Annotated in this window: 19 protein-coding genes and 1 riboswitch; of the genes, 14 read left to right on the top strand and 5 right to left on the bottom strand. The window is 66.2% G+C overall.

Annotated features, from left to right (window positions below):
- Positions 1 to 314 precede the first annotated feature (314 nt).
- From K9B33_RS18825 to K9B33_RS18835, 3 genes are read right to left on the bottom strand one after another with little or no spacing between them, the layout of a single operon-like run.
- Positions 315 to 1076 (bottom strand): IclR family transcriptional regulator, encoded by a 762-nt coding sequence (locus tag K9B33_RS18825; RefSeq protein WP_224550599.1) that lies wholly within the window; start codon positions 1074 to 1076, stop codon positions 315 to 317.
- 18 nt (positions 1077 to 1094) lie between these two features.
- Entirely contained in the window at positions 1095 to 1484 is a 390-nt protein-coding gene (locus tag K9B33_RS18830) for a nuclear transport factor 2 family protein (protein ID WP_224550600.1), read from the bottom strand.
- Positions 1485 to 1492: 8 nt separating this feature from the next.
- Positions 1493 to 2617, bottom strand: coding sequence for a cobalamin-independent methionine synthase II family protein (locus K9B33_RS18835; RefSeq protein ID WP_224550601.1), 1125 nt, complete (start codon positions 2615 to 2617; stop codon positions 1493 to 1495).
- 135 nt (positions 2618 to 2752) lie between these two features.
- Between K9B33_RS18835 and K9B33_RS18840 the strand changes: the two genes are divergently transcribed.
- The 5 genes from K9B33_RS18840 (at position 2753) to K9B33_RS18860 (ending at position 10079) form a co-directional block, all read left to right on the top strand.
- Positions 2753 to 3364 carry a TetR/AcrR family transcriptional regulator gene (locus tag K9B33_RS18840; RefSeq protein ID WP_224550602.1) on the top strand — a complete coding sequence of 204 codons (612 nt, stop codon included), beginning with the start codon at positions 2753 to 2755 and terminating at the stop codon, positions 3362 to 3364.
- A gap of 348 nt (positions 3365 to 3712) precedes the next feature.
- Positions 3713 to 4114, top strand: a complete 402-nt coding sequence (locus tag K9B33_RS18845; RefSeq protein ID WP_224550603.1) for a hypothetical protein — start codon at positions 3713 to 3715, stop codon at positions 4112 to 4114.
- Positions 4111 to 5382 carry an efflux RND transporter periplasmic adaptor subunit gene (locus tag K9B33_RS18850; protein ID WP_224550604.1) on the top strand — a complete coding sequence of 424 codons (1272 nt, stop codon included), beginning with the start codon at positions 4111 to 4113 and terminating at the stop codon, positions 5380 to 5382. Before K9B33_RS18845 ends, K9B33_RS18850 begins: the two co-directional genes overlap by 4 nt.
- Before the next feature lie 90 nt (positions 5383 to 5472).
- Positions 5473 to 8655 (top strand): efflux RND transporter permease subunit, encoded by a 3183-nt coding sequence (locus K9B33_RS18855; protein ID WP_224550605.1) that lies wholly within the window; start codon positions 5473 to 5475, stop codon positions 8653 to 8655.
- An 11-nt stretch (positions 8656 to 8666) separates the two neighbouring features.
- Entirely contained in the window at positions 8667 to 10079 is a 1413-nt protein-coding gene (locus tag K9B33_RS18860; protein ID WP_224550606.1) for an efflux transporter outer membrane subunit, read from the top strand.
- Between the two features lie 20 nt (positions 10080 to 10099).
- Here the strand turns inward: K9B33_RS18860 and K9B33_RS18865 are convergent, their stop codons facing one another.
- Positions 10100 to 10936 carry a p-hydroxycinnamoyl CoA hydratase/lyase gene (locus tag K9B33_RS18865; protein ID WP_224550607.1) on the bottom strand — a complete coding sequence of 279 codons (837 nt, stop codon included), beginning with the start codon at positions 10934 to 10936 and terminating at the stop codon, positions 10100 to 10102.
- A gap of 166 nt (positions 10937 to 11102) precedes the next feature.
- On the opposite strand from K9B33_RS18865, the gene K9B33_RS18870 reads away from it, so the two are divergent.
- From K9B33_RS18870 to K9B33_RS18885, 4 genes are read left to right on the top strand one after another with little or no spacing between them, the layout of a single operon-like run.
- Entirely contained in the window at positions 11103 to 11858 is a 756-nt protein-coding gene (locus tag K9B33_RS18870; RefSeq protein ID WP_224550608.1) for an SDR family NAD(P)-dependent oxidoreductase, read from the top strand.
- A gap of 28 nt (positions 11859 to 11886) precedes the next feature.
- Positions 11887 to 13419 carry an FAD-binding oxidoreductase gene (locus K9B33_RS18875; RefSeq protein ID WP_224550609.1) on the top strand — a complete coding sequence of 511 codons (1533 nt, stop codon included), beginning with the start codon at positions 11887 to 11889 and terminating at the stop codon, positions 13417 to 13419.
- Positions 13419 to 13814, top strand: a complete 396-nt coding sequence (locus K9B33_RS18880) for a c-type cytochrome (protein ID WP_224550610.1) — start codon at positions 13419 to 13421, stop codon at positions 13812 to 13814. The genes K9B33_RS18875 and K9B33_RS18880 overlap by 1 nt, the downstream gene beginning before the upstream one ends.
- On the top strand, positions 13811 to 14317 hold the full coding sequence (locus K9B33_RS18885; RefSeq protein ID WP_224550611.1) for a hypothetical protein: 507 nt from the start codon (positions 13811 to 13813) through the stop codon (positions 14315 to 14317). Before K9B33_RS18880 ends, K9B33_RS18885 begins: the two co-directional genes overlap by 4 nt.
- 118 nt (positions 14318 to 14435) lie before the next feature.
- Here K9B33_RS18885 and K9B33_RS18890 read toward each other — a convergent pair whose 3' ends face one another.
- Positions 14436 to 14933 carry a nuclear transport factor 2 family protein gene (locus K9B33_RS18890; RefSeq protein ID WP_224550612.1) on the bottom strand — a complete coding sequence of 166 codons (498 nt, stop codon included), beginning with the start codon at positions 14931 to 14933 and terminating at the stop codon, positions 14436 to 14438.
- Positions 14934 to 15030: 97 nt separating this feature from the next.
- On the opposite strand from K9B33_RS18890, the gene K9B33_RS18895 reads away from it, so the two are divergent.
- The 5 genes from K9B33_RS18895 (at position 15031) to K9B33_RS18915 (ending at position 23453) form a co-directional block, all read left to right on the top strand.
- Complete coding sequence (locus tag K9B33_RS18895; RefSeq protein ID WP_224550613.1) at positions 15031 to 15945, top strand: NAD(P)H-binding protein; 915 nt, start codon at positions 15031 to 15033, stop codon at positions 15943 to 15945.
- Between the two features lie 5 nt (positions 15946 to 15950).
- Entirely contained in the window at positions 15951 to 18131 is a 2181-nt protein-coding gene (locus K9B33_RS18900; RefSeq protein WP_224550665.1) for a PQQ-binding-like beta-propeller repeat protein, read from the top strand.
- Positions 18132 to 18139: 8 nt separating this feature from the next.
- Positions 18140 to 19747 carry a GMC family oxidoreductase gene (locus K9B33_RS18905; RefSeq protein WP_224550614.1) on the top strand — a complete coding sequence of 536 codons (1608 nt, stop codon included), beginning with the start codon at positions 18140 to 18142 and terminating at the stop codon, positions 19745 to 19747.
- Between the two features lie 105 nt (positions 19748 to 19852).
- Positions 19853 to 21160 (top strand): cobyrinate a,c-diamide synthase, encoded by a 1308-nt coding sequence (locus tag K9B33_RS18910; protein WP_318011154.1) that lies wholly within the window; start codon positions 19853 to 19855, stop codon positions 21158 to 21160.
- An 11-nt stretch (positions 21161 to 21171) separates the two neighbouring features.
- Positions 21172 to 21363: riboswitch (cobalamin riboswitch) on the top strand.
- Between the two features lie 149 nt (positions 21364 to 21512).
- On the top strand, positions 21513 to 23453 hold the full coding sequence (locus K9B33_RS18915) for a TonB-dependent receptor plug domain-containing protein (RefSeq protein ID WP_224550615.1): 1941 nt from the start codon (positions 21513 to 21515) through the stop codon (positions 23451 to 23453).
- Positions 23454 to 23465 lie beyond the last annotated feature (12 nt).

The raw sequence follows: 23465 nt of genomic DNA on the forward strand, positions 1-23465 counted from the left end.
TTGTCGCCATTCAAAGACAGATAGGCTTTCGGCATTTCTTCCAGCCGCCCAACCCCTTCCAATGTAGGATAATGTCTGATCTATCCTGATGGATGAAGCAGCGTTTCGCCTCATTCAGACCCGCCCGGACCGTTGATGCGTTCCTGTCGCGTCGGCGGCGCATAACCGTCGTGCGCCTGTCGCGCCGCTGTCGCCCATGCGGCGCGTCACAGACGCTTCGCAGGGGCGTCGGAAGCGCTTCGCGAGCGCGTCCGGCCTCTTTCACCCGACGACACTGTATACTTTGCCTCGCCGCGTCCATGGCGCGCCACGCTTCACACCGCCGGCATCTCGGCGGCGGTGAACAGGCTCACGGCCTGCGCCAGCTTGGCGATGGTTCGTCCCTCCACCTCGGCGGTGAAACGCGGCACGGGAATCGCCAGGGCAAAGGCGCCGACCGCCACATCGTCCACCATCACCGCCATGCCAAGGCCGCAGATGCCCGGCGTATATTCCTCGCGAGTGCGGCCGATGCCGGTGGCGCGGATCTCCGCCAGTTCCGCGCGCAACTGCGCTTCATCGGTAATGCTGCTGGGGGTGAAGCTCTCCAGCCGCGCCTGTGCGAAATAGCCGTCCAGTTCGGCATCGGCCATGGTGGCGAGCAGCGCCTTGCCCGCGGCCAGGCAATGGAGCGGGCTGCGCGTGCCCACGCTGATCGAATAGCGGAGCGACTGTTCCGCCGTCTCGGTCACGATCGCCTCCAGATGCCAGCCGTCGCGGATGAAGAAGGACGCCGTCTCGTTCATCTGCAACCGCAGCGACTTGACCAGCGGCCGGACCTTGTCGGCCAGCGACATGGCGATGCGCGGCGACGCCAGCCGTTCCAGCGCTGGCCCCGGCAGATAGCGCCGCCCTTCGCGGGTCAGATAGTGGCGCTCCGCCAGCGTCGCGAGCAGGTAGGACAGGCTGCTGACCGGGATCGCCAGCCCGGCGGCGATCTCCTGCGCCACCACCCCGGCCGGGCGCGCCACGACATATTCGATGATGTCGATGGTGCGCATCGCCGATTTGACGGTGGACGGCGTGGTGCCATTCATGAGCCAGCGAACCCCTGTTTAAAACGTAAGACTGCCCCGCCTTTCGGCAAAGCGCCAGCCCGCCTCTATGCGCACGAAACGGTCGTGAAAGGAACCGACTTTCGGCGCGCCCTCGCCTGTGAACAACAGCATTGCGCTTTCCCCCGTCGCTTCGCTGTCGCTCAGGACGTCGATGACGACATTGGAGCAGGCATGCCGCGTCGTCCGCGCCGGCCGGGCGAGGAAAGCGGCGAGGATCGCGTCGCGCCCCTCCGTCCACTCGTCCGGCGCAGTCGGGCGCGCCATGCGGCCATCGGGCGCATAGAGCGCCGCGACATCCGCCCAGCGCCCCGCGTCATTCAGATTGGCGTAGAGCGCAACCAGACGGGCGCAATCCTGTTCGATTCCGCGGCGCTGCTCTTCCGTCACTGCCGACCTCACAGGCGCGCGTCCGCCAGGTCCGCGCCGGCGCGTAGCGACCGCAGCTTCTTCCAGGTCACCGCCGGATCGATCTTGCCATATCCGGCGAAGGTGCCGAAGCCGCAATCGGTGCTGGCGATCACCCGGTCCTTGCCGACAATCCCGGCGAAACGCGCGATCCGCTGGGCGATCAGTTCGGGATGTTCCACATAGTTGGAGCAGGTATCGATCAGGCCGGGGGCGAGGATCTTGTCGCCCGGCACTTTGGCGTCGCGCCACACCGTCCATTCATGCTCGTGGCATGGATTGGCGCCCTCGAACAGCACGGTCGCGGGACGGGCGGCCAATATGATGTCGATCACCTTCTCCAGCGGAATGTCGTGATCGTGCGGCCCTTCATAATTGCCCCAGCAGATATGCATCCGCATCCGGTCCGCGGGGATATTGGCGGTCGCGGCATTCAGTGCTTCGACATTGGCGGCGGCGATCCTGATGAACTCCTCGTCGCTCGCATCCTGATAGCCGGTGTGGCGCGACATGGCGAGGTCGGGGCAATCGAGCTGCAGGTCGAATCCCGCCGCGACGATCGTCTCATATTCCTCGCGCATCGCATCGACCAGATCGGCCAGATAGGCTTCGTGGCTGGGATAATGGCGGTTGACCTGGAAAGCGGTGATGAGGCCGGGGGACGCGGCGTTCATGAAGGCGCGGGTGCCGGCATGACCGGCCAGCGCCGTCTTGAACCGGCGGATGTCGTCGTGCAGCGGCGCCAGCGTCACCAGCCGGACCGGTCCGATGCAGGAGGCGCGGGTAAATTCCTGGCTCCCCATGATCGCCGCCAGCTTCTGCCGCAGTTCCGGCAGCGGAGCGAGGTCGGCCGCGACCTTGCGATCGATATGCCCGCCAAAGCCCGACAATCGCTCGATCATATAGGTGGAATAGCCGACCTTGCCCAGTTCGCCGTCGCTGACGATGGACACGCCCGCGCCGACCTGCGCCGCGACCGCGTCCGTCACCGCCTGCTGGACTGTCGTGTCGAACGAAGCGGCATCATAGGGCTCGCCCTTGTCGCGGGCCAGCAGCAGCGGGGTCAGCGCGTCGCCGCGCGGCAGGCTGCCGACATGGGTGGTGGCTATGGACATGCATCTCTCTCCCTCGAATGGCAGATAGGTGCCATAAATTCACGAATATGGATATATCATAAATGTGAAGCGCCCTGCGAAAGGGATGGTGCGGCATCTGGACAATCGCGCCGCCATGCCTATATACCGATCGGTATGAAAATGGCAGCCGAACCCGTAACGAGAGGACGCCCCAGGGAATTCGATCCCGAGGAAGCCCTGTCGGCTGCGCTCCAGGTCTTCTGGACCCGCGGCTATGAAGGCGCGTCGCTGGCCGAACTGACCGAGGCGATGGGCATTACCAAGCCCAGCCTATACGCCTGTTTCGGCAACAAGGAAGCGCTGTTTCACAAGGCGCTCGACCTCTATGAGCGCGACAAGCTCTGCTATATGCGCTCCGCTCTCGATGCCCCCACCGCGCGCGGTGTCGCCGAACGTCTGTTGCGCGGCACCCTGCAAATCCAGACCGGCGGCAATGATCCGCGCGCCTGCCTCGGCGTCATCAGCATGGTCGCCTGCACCACCCAGGCCGAATCGATCAAGACCGATGTGATCGCGCGCCGCGCCTCGTCGGACAAGGCGCTGGTCGAACGGCTGGAGCGCGCCAGGGCGGAAGGCGATCTGCCCGCCGCGATCGAACCGGCCGCGATCGCCACCTATCTGACCGCCGTCATCCAGGGCATGGGCGTCCAGGCCAGCGGCGGGGCGACGCCCGCGCAGCTCGAACAGCTGGTTGAAACGACGCTCGCCATGTGGCCCAGCGCCTGAGCATTTCCGCCTCGTTCAGCATCGCTTCATAAATTTTTACCAAGCGGTACAGAAAGCGGTTGACGACATGCCGCATCGCATTATATACCGATAAGTATGAAATCCGGTTGAGGCTCAGCCTCGAAGGAGGCTCAATGGCAAAAGCCTGTTTATCCATAAGCGAGTGACATCGACTTAACGGCCGTTCCGGCGCGCCGCATCTGCATCAACATCTGGTCATGCCGGGTGGGGCCTGCGTCCTGCCGACCATGACCTGCGCATCCTGACGCCGCCGCGGTTCGGGAGAGGATCGTGCATGCCCCATCGGGCGGCGCGGCCAGGTTTGCGCATCATCAGGGGACCGATCAAATGGCCTATATCGATTTTGCCCAGCCGCTGCTCGCGGTTGGCGACGGCATCGCCTTGTCTGTCGTGCGCGACCGTATCAAAGCCGCCGCCACCGGCTTTTCGCCGACCGAATGGCAGGTGGTGCAACTGGCCCGCGGCGATGGTCTGGCATCTTTGCGCGAACCGGGCCTCTGGACGCGGATCAAGACCATGATCTTCGGTCCGCAACCGCATTTCCGGCTCGCCAGCGCGCGTCTGGAAGCGCTGCGCCGGCTCGCCGTGGAGGGGTGGCACAATGGTTTCGCTGTCCGCCCTTCCGCCATCACCGATTTCCGCACAGCGGGTTTCAGCGAGGGGCAGCTTGAATTGCTCCTTTCCGCGATCACCGCCGCGCGCCACAGCATCAAGGGGACTGTCGCATGAACATGATCACGAAGATCGACGCGGACGCACCGGCCGCGGAAATCCGGTCTGAAGCGGTGCGCAAGCGCTGGAGCGGCCGGCATGTCGCCTGGGCCGCGCTGGCGCTGGCGATCGTCGGTGGCGTCGGCTGGAAATATGCGGGCCAGCCGCAGGCGCAGGCGTCCGCCGCGCCGGTGGTGACGGTGGGCGTCGCCGCACCGCTGATGCGGCAGGTGGTGCAGTGGGACGATTATGTCGGCCGCTTCGCCCCCAGCCAGACGGTCGATGTCCGGCCGCGCGTGTCCGGGCCGGTGACGGCCATCCACTTCCGCGACGGCGACATCGTACGCAAGGGGCAGTTGCTCTTCACGCTCGACCAGCGGCCCTTTCTCGCCGCGCTGGCCGAAGCCCGCGCCAATGTTGCCAGCGCACGCAGCGGCCTGCGACTGGCACAGGCGGACTATGCCCGCGTCCAGCGCCTGACCGGTGACGAAGCTGTGTCAGCGAGCGAGATCGATACGCTACGCGCCCGCCTGCAAGCGGCGCAGGCGGCGCTCGCCGCGGCCGACGCCCGCGCCCGCACTCGTGCGCTGGATGTCGAATTCACCCTGATCCGCGCCCCGATTTCGGGTCGGGTATCCGATCGAAAGGTCGATATCGGCAATCTGGTATCGGGGGCGGAAGGGGCGGGCGCCAGCCTGCTCACCACCATTAATGCGCTCGACCCCATCTATTTCAGCTTTGACGCATCCGAAGCGCTGTTCCTGAAATCGCAGCGGGATCATGCGGAAGGCAATGGCGGCGAAGTCGAAATCCGCCTGCAGGATGAAGCCGATTATCGCTGGAAGGGGCAACTTGACTTCACCGACAATGGGCTTGATCCCCGGTCGGGCACCATCCGTGGCCGCGCCGTGCTGCACAATCCCGACCTGTTCCTGACGCCCGGCCTGTTTGGCAATATGCGCCTGTCCAGCGGCGGCAAGGTCAACGCTCTGCTGGTCCCGGACGAAGCGATCCAGTCCGACCAGGCGCTCAAGACGGTGCTGGTGGTCGGCCGCGACGATGTGGTCGCCGCCAAACCGGTGCAACTGGGGCCGCTGGTCGATGGGCTGCGGATCATTCGTTCGGGCCTGTCACCGCAGGACAAGGTCGTCGTGACCAACGCTCAGGCTGCCATGCCCGGCACGAAGGTTGCGACCCGCAGTGCCCCGATCAAGGCAACCCCGGCACCGATCACGCCGACCGACAGGGCCGCGCCGGTCGCGTCTCAGGCGACTTTCGAGCGGTAACACAACCGCGTTCCGGTTGATTTCCCCGCCCGCGATCCGACCCGTCGGATCGCGCGGCCTCCCTTTTGCTTTTCGCAAAGGACTTGCCTGATGCGTTTCTCGCGCTTTTTCATCGACCGGCCGATCTTCGCGGCGGTCATCGCGGTGGTCATCACCGTCATCGGCGCGCTGGCCTTTATCGGCCTGCCGGTCAGCCAATATCCCGACATCGTGCCTCCCACGGTCACGGTGTCCGCCCAATATCCCGGCGCATCCGCCGAAACGGTCGCGTCGACCGTGGCCGCGCCGATCGAGCAGGAAATCAACGGCGTCGACGATATGCTTTATCAAAGCAGCCAGTCGACCGGCGATGGCAAGGTGACGATCACCGTCACCTTCAAGATCGGCACCGACCTCGACGCCGCGCAGGTGCTGGTCCAGAACCGCGTCGCCGTCGCCGTGCCCCGCCTGCCCGAAGAGGTGCAGCGGCTGGGTGTGGTGACGCGCAAGACGACGCCCGAATTCCTGATGGTGGTCAACCTCCAGTCGCCCGACGGCACGTTCGACCGCAACTACCTGTCCAACTATGCGCTGACGCAGGTTCGCGACCGGCTGGCCCGGCTCGACGGCGTCGGCGATGTCCAGCTATTCGGGTCGCGCGACTATGCGATGCGCGTCTGGATCGATCCGGGCCGGGCCGCCGCGATGGACCTGACGGCGGGCGAAATCGTGTCGGCCCTGCGCGCGCAGAACGTCCAGGTATCGGCTGGTGCGATCGGCCAGCCCCCTTACGACCGGGGCGAAGCCTTCCAGCTCGGCGTCGAGATGCAGGGCCGCCTGACGTCGCCCGACCAGTTCGCCAATATCGTGATCCGCAGCGATGCCGACGGCCGCCAGGTGCGCGTCCGCGACGTCGCGCGTGTTGAGCTGGGCGCGCAGGATTATGCGATCAACACCTATCTGTCGGGCAAGCCCACCGTCGTCATCGCGGTGATGCAGCGCCCCGGCTCCAACGCGCTCGACGCGGCCGAGCATGTGAAGGCGGAGATGGACCAGCTTTCCCAGCGCTTCCCCAAGGGGCTGGAATATAGCGTCATCTACAACCCGACCGAATTCATCAGCCAGTCGATCGACGCGGTCTATCACACCCTGCTGGAAGCGGTGCTGCTGGTGGTGCTCGTCATCCTCGTCTTCCTCCAGAACTGGCGCGCGGCGATCATCCCGATCATCGCCATCCCGGTATCGCTGATCGGCACGGCGACGATCCTGGCGGGCCTGGGCTATTCTCTCAACAACCTGTCCCTGTTCGGGCTGGTGCTGGCGATCGGCATCGTCGTCGACGACGCGATCGTCGTGGTCGAAAATGTCGAGCGCAATATCGGTCGGGGCATGACGCCGCTGGAGGCCGCGCGCACGTCGATGGACGAAGTGTCGGGGGCGCTGGTGGCGATCGTGCTGGTGCTGTGCGCCGTGTTCGTGCCGACGCTCTTCATCACCGGCATTTCCGGGGCCTTCTACCAGCAGTTCGCGGTCACCATCTCGACCGCGACGATCATCTCGCTGATCCTCTCGCTCACCCTGTCGCCCGCCGCAGCCGCTTTGCTGCTGCATGCCAAGCATGGCCCGCGCGACCGCAGCAACGACCCGCTCTGGCGGCAGAAGCTGGGCGTGGTGGTGGATGGCTTCAACACTGGTTTCGACCGGATGAGCGAGGGCTATGCCCGCCTCACCCGCTGGCTGGTTGCTCGCCCCAAAAAGATGCTGGCGACCTATGCCGGGCTGATCGTGGCGACGGCGGGCCTGTTCTGGGTGACGCCCGCAGGCTTCATCCCGTCGCAGGACCAGGGCTATTTCCTGGCCGTGGTGCAACTGCCCTCGGGCGCGTCGCTCGAACGCACCGACAAGGTGACGCGCGAGGTCGCGGACAAGATACTGCCGATCAAGGGGCTGCGCGGCGCGGTGATGTTCGCTGGCTTCCATGGCCCGTCGCAGACCGCGGCGCCCAATTCGGCGGCGATCTACTTCCCCTTCAAGAGCTTTGCCGAACGCAAGGCGGAGGGCGTCACCTATGCCGGGATCATGGAGCAGGCGAACAAGGCGATGGCCGGCTATGACAAGGCGCGCATCCTGCTGGTGCCGCCACCCGTCATCCAGGGCATCGGGTCGGCCGGCGGCTATCGCATCATGCTGGAGGACCGGCAGGATCGTGGCTATGCCGAACTGAACAAGGTCGCGCAGGACTTCATCGCCAAGGCCAACCAGACTCCCGGCCTGTCGATGATCTACACGCTGTTCGACGTCAGCACCCCGCGCATCTACGCCGATGTCGACCGCGCCAAGGCCGACCTGCTCGGCGTCCCGCCGGAGCGCGTGTTCGAAGCGATGCAGGTCTATCTGGGGTCGGCTTTCGTCAACGACTTCAACCTGCTGGGCCGCACCTATCGCGTCACCGCGCAGGCCGATGCCGAACATCGCGGCACGGTCGCGGACATCGCCAACCTCAAGACCCGGTCGAACGCCGGGGGCATGGTGCCGATCGGGTCCGTCGCCACCTTCCGCGACAAGACCGGCCCCTATCGCGTCGTCCGCTACAATCTGATGCCCGCAGTGGAGGTCGATGGCGACACGGCGCCCGGCTATTCGTCCGGCCAGTCGCTCACGACCATCGACAAGATGAGCGCGGCGCTGCCCGAAGGCTATGCCAGCGAATGGACCGGCATCGCCTATCAGCAGAAGAGCGCGGGCAACACCGCCGGCATCGTCTTCGGCATGGCCGTCTTCTTCGTCTTCCTGGTGCTGGCGGCGCAATATGAAAGCCTGACCTTGCCGCTGGCGATCATCCTGATCGTGCCGATGTGCCTGTTCGCCGCGATGCTGGGCATCAACCTGCGGGGCATGGACAATAATATCCTGACGCAGATCGGCCTGGTGGTGCTGATCGCCCTCGCGGCGAAGAACGCCATCCTCGTGGTCGAATTCGCCAAGCAGGCGGAGGAAGAACAGGGGCTGTCGCCGATCGAGGCCGCCGTTCAGGCCGCGCAGACCCGTCTGCGCCCGATCCTGATGACCAGCTTCGCCTTCATCCTCGGCGCGGTGCCGCTGGTGATCGCGACCGGTGCGGGGGCCGAGCTGCGGCAGGCGCTGGGGACGGCGGTGTTCTTCGGCATGGCCGGTGTAACCGCCTTCGGCCTGCTCTTCACCCCCACCTTCTATGTCGTGTGCCGCGCGCTGGGCGATCGTTTCGCCCGCCGCCGGCGTCCAGAGGCCGACGCTGCCTTGCAGCCGGCCGAATGAGGAACAGAGATATGACCCGGACTTTCATCGCTCTCCTGCTAGGCGCAAGTGCGCTCACCGCCTGCGCCGCCGGGCCGGACTATCGGCTGCCCGCTACCCCGACAACGGCGGCCGCGCCCTTCATCGGCGCGACCGGCGCGGCGGTCAGCACGGCCGCCGTGCAGGATCGCTGGTGGACGCTCTATGGCGATCCGCTGCTCGACACGCTCGTCGGGGACGCGCTGGCCGCCAACACCGACATCCGCGTGGCGGTGGCGCGGATCGAGCGGGCGCGGGCGTCGCTGCGCGGCGCGCAGTCGGATCGTCTGCCGCAGACCAGCCTCGGCGCGTCCGGCACCTATAACCGGACGTCGGCGGCGCAGTCGCTGCCGGGCATAGACCGGGAAAATTGGGTGCTCGATGGCGGGCTCGACGTCTCCTACGAAGTCGATCTGTTCGGCCGGGTGAAGCGCGGCGTCGAAGCGGCACGGGGCGATCTGGCGGCGGTGCAGGCCGATGCCGACGGCGTCCGCGTCGCGGTGATCGCCGACACGGTGCGCGCCTATCTCGACGTTACCGCTACGGCCGAACGGCTGGCAGTGGCGCAGCGGACGGTGGCGCTGCTCGACCAGTCGATCCGCATCACCGGCGCGCGATTCGAAGTCGGTCGGTCCGATCGACTGGACGTGATCCGTGTGACCGCGCTGCGCGAACAGCAAAAGGCGACGATCCCGGCGCTGGCCGCGGATCGGGATGCGGCGCTGTTCCGATTGGCCACGCTGACCGGGCGGACGCCGCAGCAATTGCCCGACAGCGTACGCGCGGCGACCCGCACGCCGCAACTGGCCCAGCCGATCCCGGTCGGCGATGGCCAGGCGCTGCTGGCGCGGCGGCCGGATGTGCGCGCGGCCGAACGGCGGCTGGCGGCGGACACGGCGCGGATCGGCGTAGCGACGGCCGACCTCTACCCCCGCATCACGCTGGGCGGATCGGTCGGCACCACGGCGCTGGGTGGCGGCAATGTGCTGGGCGGCGGCCCGTTGAACTGGGTGCTGGGACCGCTCATTAGCTGGGCCTTCCCCAACACGGAAGCGATCCGGGCGCGGATCGGCGCGGCGAAGGCGGACGGCGCGGCCTCGCTGGCGACCTTCGATGGTACGGTGCTACAGGCGCTGGAGGAAAGCGAGCGCGCCTTGTCGGCCTATGCCCATGCGATCGAGCGGGCACAGACGCTGGGCCTGGCGCGGGACGAAGCGGCCCGCGCGGCCCGGATCAGTCTGGCCCGGCAGCGCGAAGGGCAGATCGATTTCCTGACGGTGCTGGACGCGCAGCGCACGCTCGCCAGTGCCGAGGCGGATCTGGCGACCGCGACCCGCGCCCTGTCCTTCGCGCAGGTCGATCTGTTCCGCGCGCTGGGCGGCGGATGGGGTCAGGCCGCGGCCTGACCCCATATCGCTGATCGGCTTCAGGCCTCGGTCTTCGCCTTGCTCAGATCATAGGCGCCCAGGCCCGGCTTGTAGCTCTTCTCGTCGATAAACTGGCGGATGCCTTCCTTGCGGCCTTCGCTCTTGTCGTGGAAGTTTGCGGCTTCCTGCATCCGGACCAGATAATCTTCCGCCTCGTCATAGGTCATGGTGCCGACGCGGCGGACGGCATCCTTGGCGAATTTGAGCGCCACCGGATTCTTCTTCAACAGCATCTCCGCCACTGCGGTCGTGCGCGCCTTGAGCTGCTCCAGCGGGACGCTCTCATTGACAAGCCGCATGGCGGATGCGGCCTTGCCGTCGATCAGGTCGCCGGTCAGCGTCAGCCACATGGCGTCGCGCATGGGCAGCAGGTCGACCACCACCTTGGTCACGCCACCGCCGGGCAATATGCCCCAGTTGATCTCGGACAGGCCGAACTGCGCCTCGTCCGCGCAGATGGCGAGGTCGCAGGCGAAGAGCGGACCAAAGCCGCCACCGAAGCACCAGCCATTGACCATGGCGATGGTCGGCTTCTGATACCAGCGCAGGCGGCGGAACCAGCCATAGCTTTCGGCCTGCGACTTGCGCACGCCACGCAGGCCCTGAGATTCGGTGTCGCGGAAATATTCCTTCAGGTCCATGCCCGCCGACCAGGCGGTGCCTTCGCCGCCCAGCACCAGCACGCCGACATCGTCGCGATATTCCAGTTCGTCCAGCACCTCCATCATGCGCCGGTTGAGCGTCGGGCTCATCGCGTTGCGCTTGGCCGGCCGCGCGAAATTCACCCAGGCGATCCGGTTTTCGACATGTACGGAAACGACGTCCTGCTCTTCCATCTTCCTGCTCCTGCACGATATGTATCATAGGCATACAATCCGGCAACCATGATAGGCAAGCGCTTTTTCAAGGTCGCCGCGGGCAGTCCGCTTGACAAGCAGGCCATACCGCCAGATAATAACGATCGTTATTAATAGACTGGCATGGCCGGCGAAGCGAGGCGAGATGGATGTGCAAGGCAAGACGGCGCTCGTCACCGGCGGCGCATCGGGGCTGGGCGCCGCACTGGTGTCCAACTTGCTGTCCGCGGGCGCACATATTGTGGTGATGGACATATGCGCCAGCAAACTGCCAGGTGTGCGCTCCATCCTCTGCGACATTACAGATGAGGCGGCGGTGGCCAGCGCCATCGCCCAGCTCGGCCCCGTGTCGATCCTGGCGAACATGGCCGGGATAGGCGGCATCGGACCGATCGCCACGTCGGCGGGGCCGGGTGATGTCGCTGCCTTCCGCCGGGTGATCGACGTCAATCTGATCGGCGCCGTGAACGTCACGGCCCATATCGCGCATCGCATGATCGGCAACGCACCGGACGGCCCGGATGGCACGCGAGGCGTGATCCTCAATGCCTGTTCGATCGCGTCCTTCGAAGGGCAGGAGGGGATGGGCGCCTATGGCGCGTCCAAGGCGGCGCTTGCCGCGCTCACGCTCATCTGGGCGCGCGACCTGTCCCGCCACGCGATCCGCTGCGTCGGCATCGCGCCCGGCTTCTTCGCGACACCGATGACCGCGCACATGCCGCAAGCGCTGGTCGAGGAACTGGTCGGCGGCATGGAATTTCCCCGCCGCGCCGGCACGGCCGAGGAGTTTGCCGACGCCGCCATGTTCCTGATCCGCAATCCGATGATCAACGCCGAAGTCCTGCGGCTGGATGGTGGGGCGCGTCCGCCCGCGCGCACCCGCTGGACCGCGGCGGCCTGACCCCTTTTACGACAAGGCACACCACAGCATGGCCCAAACGCTTCCATCCGCCACCATCGCCGCCTTCGCGGCGATCGTCGGCAAGGATCATGTCTTTTTCGATGAGGCCGACCAGGCAAGCTATCAGGACAAGTTCGCGATCGACGACGCCCGCCATCACCCGGCCGGGGCAGTCGCCCCCGCGACAGTGGAGGAGATTCAGGCGATCGTCCGCATCGCCTCCGACCGTGGCATTGCGCTGTGGCCGATCAGCCGGGGCAAGAATCTGGGCTATGGCGGTTCCGCCCCGCTGCTGGCGGGGTCGGTGGTGCTGGACCTCAGCCGGATGAAGAAGATCGACTATGACGAGGCGAACGGCACGGTGCTGCTGGAGCCGGGCGTCGGCTTCTACGACCTCTACGACTTTCTGAAATCGAGGGGCATGAAACATTGGCTGTCGGTGCCGGGCAATAGCTGGGGATCGGTGGTCGGCAATGCGCTGGATCGCGGCATGGGCTATACCCCCTATGGCGAACATGCGACGCGCATCTGCGGCATAGAGGCGGTGATGGCCGACGGCCTCGTCGTGCGGACCGGCATGGGCGCTCTGGACGGCGCGCCGACCTGGCAGCTCTACCGCTTCGGCTTCGGCCCCGGCTGGGACCAGATGTTCGTCCAGTCCAATTTCGGCATCGTCACCAAAATGGGCCTGTGGCTGATGCCCGCGCCGGAATCGCTGATGGGCATGGATCTGGAATTCGACCGGCCGGAGGATCTGGGACCGCTGATCGACGCGATCGCGCCGCTCCGTCGCGAAGGGCTGTTGCAGCAGTCGCCGACCATCGGCAACTGGCTGCGCGCCGCTGCCGTGGTCACGACCCGCGACCAGTGGACCGACAAGCCCGGCGCGCTGCCCGACGATGTGATCGCGGCGATCCGCAAGAAGTTCAATGTCGGCTGGTGGGGGGTGAGCCTGCGGCTTTACGGCCGGGAGTCGGTCAACAAGGCGGCCTATGCGATCCTGGAGCAGGAACTGGGCAAGCTCAAGCCCATGTCGCTGCGCCCCACGACATGGAAGACCGGCGAACCGCTGGAGGCGACCGGCTGGACCGGCACGCCGCTCACCATGCCGATGCAGAACGCCAACTGGCATGGCGGCCGCGGTGGCCATATCGGCTTCTCGCCCATCCTGCCGCAATCGGGCGCAGCGGCGCAGGCCCAGTTCCAGCGCACCTACGCCCGCTACAAGGAATATGGCATGGACTATCAGGCCAGCTTCGCCTTTGGCGAGCGCCACCTCATCAACGTCAACGCCGTGCTCATCAACAAGGACGATCCAGACCTGATGGGCCGGGTCGACCCCTTCCTCAAACATCTGATCGCCGACGCCAAGGCCCAGGGCTATGGCGAATATCGCACCCATCTCGACTATATGGACGCAGTCGCGGGCACCTATGATTTTAACAGAGGTGCGCTGGGGCAGCTGAATCGCAGGGTGAAGGATGCACTCGATCCCAAGGGTGTGATCGCACCGGGGAAGAGCGGCATCTGGCCCAGCAATCGCATGGGAGGGCGGGGCTGATGCGCCGGGGCATGATCGCGCTGGCGGGCGCCGCGCTGATATTGGCAGGCGCCGCCTGCGGCCGGGCGAGCGAAACGCCGACGCAGGCATCCAAGGGGCCGCCGCCCTTGCCCGCGCCCGAAACGCTGTCGTCGCGGCCGGCGGCGGGGCCGGGCGAAAAACTCTATCTGGCGAAATGCGCCATGTGCCATGGACCCGGTGGCATGGGGACCGGCTTGCTGGCGCGACGCACCGACCAGCCCTTGCTGGAAAAGCGCACCGACCTGACCGCCGACTATGTCGTGCAGGCCGCGCGCATGGGCATCGGCAACATGCCCGCCATCCCGCGGGGCGAAGTGAGCGACGCCGAGTTGCAGCAGATCGCCGAGCATCTGGCCAAGGCGGCAAAGCCATGAGCGGCCTGTCTCGAAGGGGCTTTCTGGCAAGCGCAGCGGTGGCCTCGACGGCGGTGATCGGCGGACGGACGGAGGCGACCACCTTGCCGCTCCTCCTGCACGACGCGCAATTGATGGCCGGCCGCCGCTTCGCGGCCCGCGCTCAGTCATTGGGCGGCCAGGCCGTGACGCTCGACGGCGATCGCGTGCGGCAGATGCGGGCTTTGCTGGCGACTTCGCCCACGGCGATCTTCGCTGTCACCCGGCGCAGCGACGAACTCCTGGTCGGCGAGATCGCGGCCGAGGCAGGCTATCGGCGCGTGGCGCTGGTGCGGCATGGCCATGCTTCTATGGTAGCCAACTGCGAGGCGGACGGCGCCACCGTCGCCAAGCTGGCGCACCTTTCCCAAGCCAACTGGCCCGAAGCCTTTGCCGAACTGGCGCTGGACAAGATCGGCCATTGCACCGTCGCGCCCGCCAGCGAGATGATGCCCGCGTTCAGTTGGGTGATGGTTAGACCTTAAACATCCGTTCGCTTCGAGCCCTTCGACTGTTTGACAAGGCAGGCGCTCAGGACAGGCCAAGGTCGAGAAGCGGCCAGAGCCGCGCTCCCGTTTTTCGACATACTCGAAACGGCTGGTGTTACAGCCGGATAATCAGCGAGTCCGGCCGCTTGCGCGGCACCCATTCCCCGCGACCGGGAAAATTCTTCAGCACTTCGCCATCCCAAAGCCGCACGGTACGGCGATGGAAGCGCCACTGGCCGTCGGCGCCCTTCACCGCATGGTCGTCATACCAGCCGGCAAAGCGCAACAGATAGGGCGGCTCGCCCTCGCACTCGGTCACGAAGGCGAAGCCGCGCATCTTGCAACTGCCGTCGTCCTGTGCGGTATATTGAACCTGCGTCACATGATGCTGGCGCCCCGGAAAGCCCGGCGCATTGCGATAATGTTCGGCGATGCCGCGAATCCCTTCATGGCCCTCCCAGATGTCGGGATCGTCAAATACTTCCTCCACCATGCGCGCGTCCGGGGTGAAGCAGGCGACCAGCCCGTCGACGTCACCCGTGTCGAGCGCCCAGCTATAGGCGGCGATCAGGTCTTGCAGCGCAATCCGGTCCTCGATCGGAAGGGAAGGCATGATAGTCACTCTCCTTAGTTTCTATGGCTTGACGCAATAATAACATTCGTTACGATTATCTGCAACAAGACGATAGATCATGCAAGCGAGAGGACGCATGGGGAAGATCATCATTTCAGGCGCTTCGGGATCGTTCGGCCGGGCGGCGGCGGAATTGCTGCTGGAACAGGTCGCGCCGCAGGATGCGATATTGCTGACCCGCACCCCGGCCAGGCTGGCCGATCTGGCAGCAAAAGGCGCCGACGTCCGCTTCGCCGATTTCGACGATCCCGGCACCCTTCTCGCCGCGATGGCGGGGGGCGAAAAGATGCTGCTCATCAGCACCGCGCGCGTCGGCACCCGCGTCGGCCAGCATCGCAACGCCGTGGAGGCGGCGGTCGCGGCCGGCGTCCGGCATATCGTCTACACCTCGATCATCGCCGCCGACGCGCCCGGCAATCCCGCCATCGTCAAGAACGATCATCGCGCGACCGAGGAGATTATCGAAGGCTCCGGCGCCGCCTGGACCCATTTGCGCGACAGCCAATATGCCGAGGCGATCGCCGGGCCGATGACCATCCCCGCACTGATGATGGGCGGAAAGCCCGACAATTGCGGTGATGGCCCGGTCGCCTTCGTCAGCCGCGACGATTGCGTCGCGACTGCCGTGGGCGTGCTGACCCAACCGGGGCATGAGAACCAAGCCTATGTGCTGACCGGTCCCGACCTCATCACCATCCCGCAGGCGATGGCGCTGGCGAGCGAACTGGCCGGCAAGCCGATCGTGGTCGAAGCCGTCGATGACGAGGCGATGTTCGCCTATTTCGATGCACTGGGCGCTCCGCGCCATGCGTCCGATATCGTGCCCGACGGGCCGATCCCCTGGTCGAGCGACGATATGGTGACATTCGGCCAGTCGATCCGCGAAGGCTATTTCGCGGAAAGGACCGACTGGGTGGAAAAGATCACCGGTCGCAAGCCGAAAAGCCTGCGCGACGTGATGCTGGCGCACAAGGAAGGCTGGCCGCTGTGAAGAAGATGATGGCCGCGCTGGCGGCGTTGCTGGCGCTCGCAGGATGCGCGGGCGGTGGAACGACGGGTGACAGCGGGGCGGGCGACGACTGGCCCTATACCGGCGGCGACGTCTGGGGCAGCCATCATTCGCGCCTGACCGATATCGACAAGGGCAATGCGGGGCGGCTGGGCCTCGCCTGGTCCTATGACCTCAACACCAACCGCGTGCAGGAAGCGACGCCTGTGGTGGTCGATGGGGTGATGTACACCAGCGGCAATCTCGGCCGCGTCTATGCGCTCGACGCCGCGAGCGGCCAGCCGCTCTGGACCTTCGAGCCGCAGGTCGACATGCAGTCCAATCGGTCGACCTGTTGCGATCAGGCCAATCGCGGTGTCGCCGTGGCCAATGGCAAGGTCATGGTCGGCGCGCTTGACGGGATGCTCTACGCGCTCGACGCGAAGACCGGCAAGATCCTCTGGAAGACCGACACGGTGGTCGATCACAGCCGGGGCTATACCAGCACCGGCGCGCCCGAAGTGGCCGGCGACCTCGTCATCCTCGGCAATGCCGGCGCGGAATATGACACGCGCGGCTATGTCACCGCCTATCGCATCGCCGACGGCACGCAGGCCTGGCGTTTCTACACCGTACCCCATGATCCGGCCAAGGGACCGCAAGAGGACAAGGCGCTCGACGCCGCGCTCAAGACCTGGGACGCCAACAGCCGCTGGGATATCGGCGGCGGCGGCACCGTCTGGGATGCGATCAACTATGATCCCAAGTTCGGCACCGTCTATATCGGCGTCGGCAATGGCGGCCCCTATTCGATCGCGACCCGATCGCCCAAGGGTGGGACCAACCTCTATCTCTCCTCGATCGTCGCGCTGGACGCCAAAAGCGGCGCGGTGAAGTGGCATTATCAGGAAACGCCCGGCGATAGCTGGGACTTCACCGCCACCCAGCCGATGGTGCTGACCGAGATGGAAGTGGACGGGCAGGTTCGACCGGTCATCCTCCATTCGCCCAAGAACGGCTATCTGTTCGTGCTGGATCGCGAAACCGGCAAGCCGCTGCGCGTCAATCCACTCGTGCGGACCAACTGGACCAGGGGATTCGACAAGGATGGCGTGCCGCAGATGACGCCGGACCGCACCGATTTCTGGAACGGCCCGCGTATCGTCTTCCCGGCATCGGCGGGCGCGCGCAACTGGTATCCGGCCGCCTATGATGCGGAGCGCAAAAGCTATTATGCCTCTGTGCTGGACATGGGGAACCTGATGTTCACCGTGCCCCCCGGCACCCCGGCGGAAGCGCGGCGGCCCAAGGCGCTCAATGTCCAGACGACGCTCATCTTCACCCCGCAATTGCAGGCCGTGCTGCCGACCCTGCCGCCCGCGATCCGTGAACAGGTGGAAAAGCTGCCCGAAATGCAGTGGGTGAAGGACAAGCCTTATTCGTCGGAATTGCGCGCGATCGACCCGCTGACCGGCAAGGCCCGCTGGGCGGTGCCGACCGAAGGGTGGCAGGACCGGATGGGTATGCTCTCCACCGCGTCCGGCCTCATCGTCCACGGCACGATCGGCGGCAAGTTGATGGTCCGCGACGCCGACAACGGCAAGCTCATCAAGGCAATCGACACCGGCACTTCGATCATGGCCGCGCCCATGACCTATCGCGTGAAGGGCGTGCAATATATCGCGGTCGCGGCTGGCTTCGGCGGCGGCGGCTGGGGCTATGTGCCGCGCTATTCCGCCGCCTATCGCAACGGCAATGCCAACCGCATCCTGGTGTTCAAGCTGGACGGCGGACCGGTGGCGCAGCCAACGCCGCTACCACCCGTGGAGGTGGCCTCCGCACCGCCCGCGCAAAAGCCCGGCGTGACGCCAGCGATGATCGCCAAGGGGCAGGGGCTGTTTTTCCAGAATTGCGCCATCTGCCACAGCAACCAGCTACGCTCGACTGCGCCCGACCTGCGGCGGATGCAGCCAGGCACGCATGACATGTTCAATCAGATCGTGCGGGAAGGACTGTTGCTGCCGGGCGGGATGCCACGCTGGGACGACCTGCTGGGCGTGGAGGATGCCGATGCGATTCACGCGTGGCTGATCGCCGAACAGGGGCCGTTGCGGGAGCGCGAGTTGAAGCTGAAAGCCGCCCGCAAGCCGCTCGACGCGCCCAGCGCCGCCATCATGTCCAATTTCTAGGAACGACCATGGAAGACACCGACATCATTGTCGTGGGCGGCGGTTCGGCCGGGTCCGCGATGACCGGGCGGCTGGCCGATGCGGGCCTGTCCGTCACCCTGATCGAGGCGGGCGGGACCGACCGGCATATGCGGTCGCGCATCCCCGCGCTTACCAGCGCCATCGTGCAGAATCCCGCCTATGACTGGTGCCATCAGGTCGAGCCGGACCCGTCGCTGGGTGGCCGGGCCGATATCTGGCCGGCGGGCAAGATGCTGGGCGGTGGCAGTGCGCTCAACGGCATGATGTTCATCCGCGGTCATCGCTGGGACTATGATGAATGGGCGCGGCAGGGCGCGGCGGGATGGGATTATGAATCGGTCCTGCCCTATTTCCGGCGGATGGAGGATAATGAGCGCGGCGCCGACCAGTGGCGCGGCACTGGTGGACCGATCGCGGTGTCCGAAGGGCGCGCGCGCTATCCGATTACCGACCAGTGGATCGCAGCGGCGCAGGCGGCGGGCATCCCCCGCTCGTCGGATCTGAACGGGCAGAACGCCGAGGGCGTCGACTATGTGCAGGTGTCACAGCGAGGCGGCACACGCTGTTCCGCGGCGCGGGGCTATCTGCACGAGCGGCGCAGTGGCAAGGCGCCCACCATAATGCTGGGGGCGCAATTGCTGCGCATCCTGATCGAGGCAGGTCGCGCGGTCGGCATCGTCTATTGGCAGGACGGCGTTGAAAAGACGCTGCGTGCGCGCCATGGCGTGGTGCTGAGTGCCGGGGCGATGAACACGCCGCGCCTGCTGATGCTGTCCGGTATTGGCCCGGCCGACCATCTGCGCGCCCATGGGATAGAGGTCGTCCGCGACCTCCCCGGCGTCGGCGCCAATCTTCAGGACCATGTGGGCACCCATGTCGTGAACGAGGTGGATGTGCGGACGCTCAACAGCGATGCGCAGGGGCTGCGCGGGGCGTGGCAGGTGCTGCGCTACGCGCTGTCGCGTCGCGGCGCGCTGACCACGGCGATCGGCCACGCCCAGGCCTTCGTGAAGAGCCGGCCGGACCTGCCTGCGCCCAATCTGCAGATCAGCTTTGCCGCCTTCGCTTTCGATTTCGACGAACAGGGCCGGCTGATGCTGCGCAAGACGCCGTCGGTCTCGACCCTGGTCGGGCTTATGCGGCCCAGCCATCGTGGGCGGATCAGTCTGCGCTCGGCCGACCCCTTCGCGCCGCCGAAAATCGAACATCGGCAACTGGGCAGCGACGATGATATCGAGCAGATCGTCGAGGGCATCGGCATCGCCCGCTCGATCTTGCATGAGACACCGATTGCGACACATATAAGGGGGGAGCTACGCCCCGGCTCGGGGCTGACCGACCCGGAACAGTTGCGCGCCTACGTGCGCATGGCATCGATCCCACTATATCACCCGGTCGGCACGGCCAGGATGGGCGCGCGCGACGATGCGTTGGCGGTGGTCGACGCCGATCTGGCCGTCATCGGCGTCGAGGGGCTGTGGGTCGCCGACGCCTCGGTCATGCCCAGCCTTCCCGCCGGCAATACCAACGCCACCGCGATCATGATCGGCGACAAGGGCGCGGATCACCTGCTGAGGCGCCTCCGCCGCAATTGACGCGCTGGCGGCGCGGGGCCTGCTTTGCCACAAGGCGGGCATGACACCGAATCGCGCCGCCCTCTTCGTGGATGCCATCGCCCCCTTGCCGGTATGGCGCACGTCGTGACGCCGCGACTGGGCGCGGGACTGGTGATCGCCGCCCCGGCGTCGGGCGCGGGCAAGACGATGGTGACGATTGGCCTGCAACGCGCCTTCACCGATCGCGGCCTGAGCGTGCAGGGTGCCAAATGCGGACCCGACTATATCGACCCGGCCTTTCACGAAGCCGCGACCGGCCGGCCCTCGATTAACCTGGACGGTTTCGCCATGGCGCCGACCATGCTGCAGGGGCTGGCGGCGCACGTCGCTACAACTGTCCAACTCGTCGTCGCGGAAGGCGCGATGGGCCTTTATGACGGCACGCGGGCGCCGGGTCGTTCGGGCGCGTCGGCCGATGTGGCGCGGCTGCTGGGCTGGCCGATGCTGCTGGTCGTCGATGCCCGCGCAGCGGCGCAGACGGTGGCGGCGGTGGCGCATGGCTGCGCGACTTTTCCCGGCGCGCCGGCCATCGCCGGAGTGATCGCCAACAAGGTGGCCAGCACGCGCCATGTCCGCATGATCGAGGATGGGTTCGCGCGTATCGGCCTGCCGCTGCTGGGTGCGATGGCCACGGACGAGGGATTGGCCATGCCGTCCCGCCATCTGGGACTGGTGCAGGCTGGCGAAACGGAGGAACTGGAACGGCGAATCGACGCGATCGCAGCGCGGGTGACGGCGCAATGCGATCTGGATGCGATCCAGGCGGCGGCCGGCGCTACGACAGACGTGCCGGCGCAACCGCCCGGCATCCGGCCACCGGGGCAGCGGATCGCCGTCGCCAGGGACGCCGCCTTCAGCTTCTTCTATCCCCATATCGTACATTGGTGGCGGTCGGCCGGCGCGGAGCTGCGCTTCTTTTCTCCGCTGGCGGACGAATCGCCGCCCGCCGATTGCGATGCCTGCTGGCTGCCCGGCGGCTATCCCGAACTCCATGCTGCGCGGATCGCGGCCAATGGCCAGTTCCTGAACGGCCTGCGCGCCTTTGCGCAGAGCCGGCCGGTGCATGGCGAATGCGGCGGCTATATGGTGCTGGGCCGCACGCTGGAGGATGGCGACGGCATCGTCCACCCGATGGCGGGCCTGTTGCCGATGGATACCAGTTTTGCGCGCAGGCGCCGAACATTGGGCTATCGCAGCGCGCGGCTGCGGCACGGCACCAGCTTCGCCTCTGTCGGGCAGCTATTGCTGGGTCATGAGTTCCACTATGCCAGCATCACCGCCAGCGAGGGCGAGCCGCTGGCCGACATGGCCGATGCGGAGGGGCAGGCCCTCCCTCCGGCGGGCCACCGCGCGGGCCAGGTGACCGGTGGCTTCTTCCACTTGATCGCCTGATCCAAGTCGATTAGGGCGGCTGCGCGTCAGGTTCCCCGCAAGGGGATCAAAAGGGAACGGGGTTAAAGACCCCGGCTGCCCCTGCAACTGTGAGCGGCGAGCCATCGAGGCACAAGCCATTGGAATCGATGATTCCGAGAAGGCGCTTCGAATACGGCATTGACCCGCAAGCCAGGAGACCTGCCTGTCGCGGTCGTTCTTCGTCCGGACAGGGTGTGCCGGTCGAACGAGGATATCCTCGCGCAACGACAAGCTGACCGTGCGGGTTCGCACGGTGGCGATGTCGTGCGCGCGTGCGCTCTGCATCGCCACCGCGTCGCGTCCGCCCGGTCCTGTCAACGACTGGGGGATTATGATGCATTGGATTTCAAAGAGCGGCCTTCTGCTTCTGGCGGGCCTGTCGACGCCGGCCTTGGCCGATGATGCGGGCGAGGTGATCGTGACTGCGCTGCGCCAGCCGCAGGCCATCGAACAGGTGGCATCGAGCATCACCATCATCGACAAGCCGGCAATCGACGCCGCACAGGCGTTGGCGGTGTCCGACCTGCTGATCCGCACGCCGGGCGTCAGCTTCACCCGCAATGGCGGCTATGGCACGGCGACCTCGATCCGCATTCGCGGCGCGGAGGCCGACCAGACCGTGCTGGTCATCGACGGCGTGAAGCTGGCCGATCCGTCCTCGACCGGCGGCGGCTATAATTTCGCGACGCTGATGACCGGCGACATCGACCGGATCGAGATATTGCGCGGTCCACAGTCGATCCTCTGGGGCAGCCAGGCGATCGGTGGCGTGGTGAACATCGTCACCGCGCGGGCCGAACGCCCGATCGAAGGCAGCTTCGATATCGAGGCGGGATCGCGCGATACCGTCAGCGCCCGCGCTGCGCTGGGCGGACGACAGGGCGCGATCGACTGGCAGGTCTCGGGCAGCCGCTTCACGACGGAGGGCATCTCGGCGATCAGCCCGCGCTTTGGCGCCAAGGAGAAGGACGGCTACACCAACGGCACGCTCAACGGGCGGCTCGGCGTCGCGCTGGCGCCGGGCGTGTCGATCGATATGCGCGGCTATTATGCCAAGGGGCGCACCGACATCGACAGCGCCGGGGCCATTCCGGACAGTCCCGAATATTCAGAAGTCGAGGAATGGATCGGCTATGCCGGCCTCAACGCCGACCTGTTCGGCGGCGCGCTGCGCAATCGCCTGTCCTTCAGCCGCAGCGAGACGCTACGCGACAACGTCAACCCCGCCCGCAAACTGCGCCAGACCAGTTTCACCGCCAGAGGCGAGACGAAGCGCTACGAATATCAGGGCGTGTTCACCATCGCGCAGGGCTGGACCGCGGCCTTCGGCGCGGAGCGCGAGGAGCAGCGGATGCGCACGGCTTCGCCTTCCGATAGTTTGGCTGCCTACGCCACGACCCGCGGGTCTGCCGATATCGACAGCCTCTATGCCCAACTGAGCGTCGAGCCGCTGGCCGGCCTGACCGTCAATGGCGGAGTGCGCTACGATCATCATTCGACCTTTGGCGGCAACACAGTCTTCGGCGCGGGCGCAGCCTGGGCGCTGGTCAAGGACCGCACGATCCTGCGGGCGAGCTATGGCGAGGGCTTCAAGGCGCCGACGCTCTACCAGCTCTACAGCGATTATGGGAACACCGCCCTGGTGCCTGAAAAGGCGCATGGCTGGGATGCCGGCATCGAACAGCATCTGTTCGACCATGCGCTGATCCTGTCGGCGACCTGGTTCGATCGCAGCACCGACAATCTCATCACCTATAATGGCTGTCCGACGACCAACCGGCCGCCGCTCTGCTATGCGCCGGGCACGACGACACCGCGCTTTGGCTATTATGCCAATGTCCAGCGCAGCGAGGCGCACGGGCTGGAACTGGCCGGCGTCGCCCATGTCGGTCGGCTGACGATCGACGGCAATTATAGCTGGGTGTCCGCGGAGGATCGGTCGCCGGGCCTGAACTATGGCAACCAACTGGCGCGGCGACCGCGCCATGCGGCCAATGCGACAGCGCGGTACGACTGGGCGTTCGGTCTGAGTACCGCCGTGGCGGTGCGCTGGTCGGGCAAGGCGCTCGACACCGCGCGCACCAGCGCCACGGTCGCGCCACTGGTCAACGCGGCCTACACGCTGGTGGATCTGCGTGCCGAAATGCCGGTGATGGGCAAGCTGACGCTATTCGGCCGGGTCGAAAATCTGTTCGACGAATATTATGAAACCGCGCGGCGCTACGGTCAATTGGGCCGCAGCATTCATGCTGGCCTGCGGGCGCGGTTCTGATCCCCCCTGACA

This window comes from Sphingobium sp. 3R8, assembly GCF_020166615.1.
Classification (GTDB): Bacteria; Pseudomonadota; Alphaproteobacteria; order Sphingomonadales; family Sphingomonadaceae; genus Sphingobium; species Sphingobium bisphenolicum.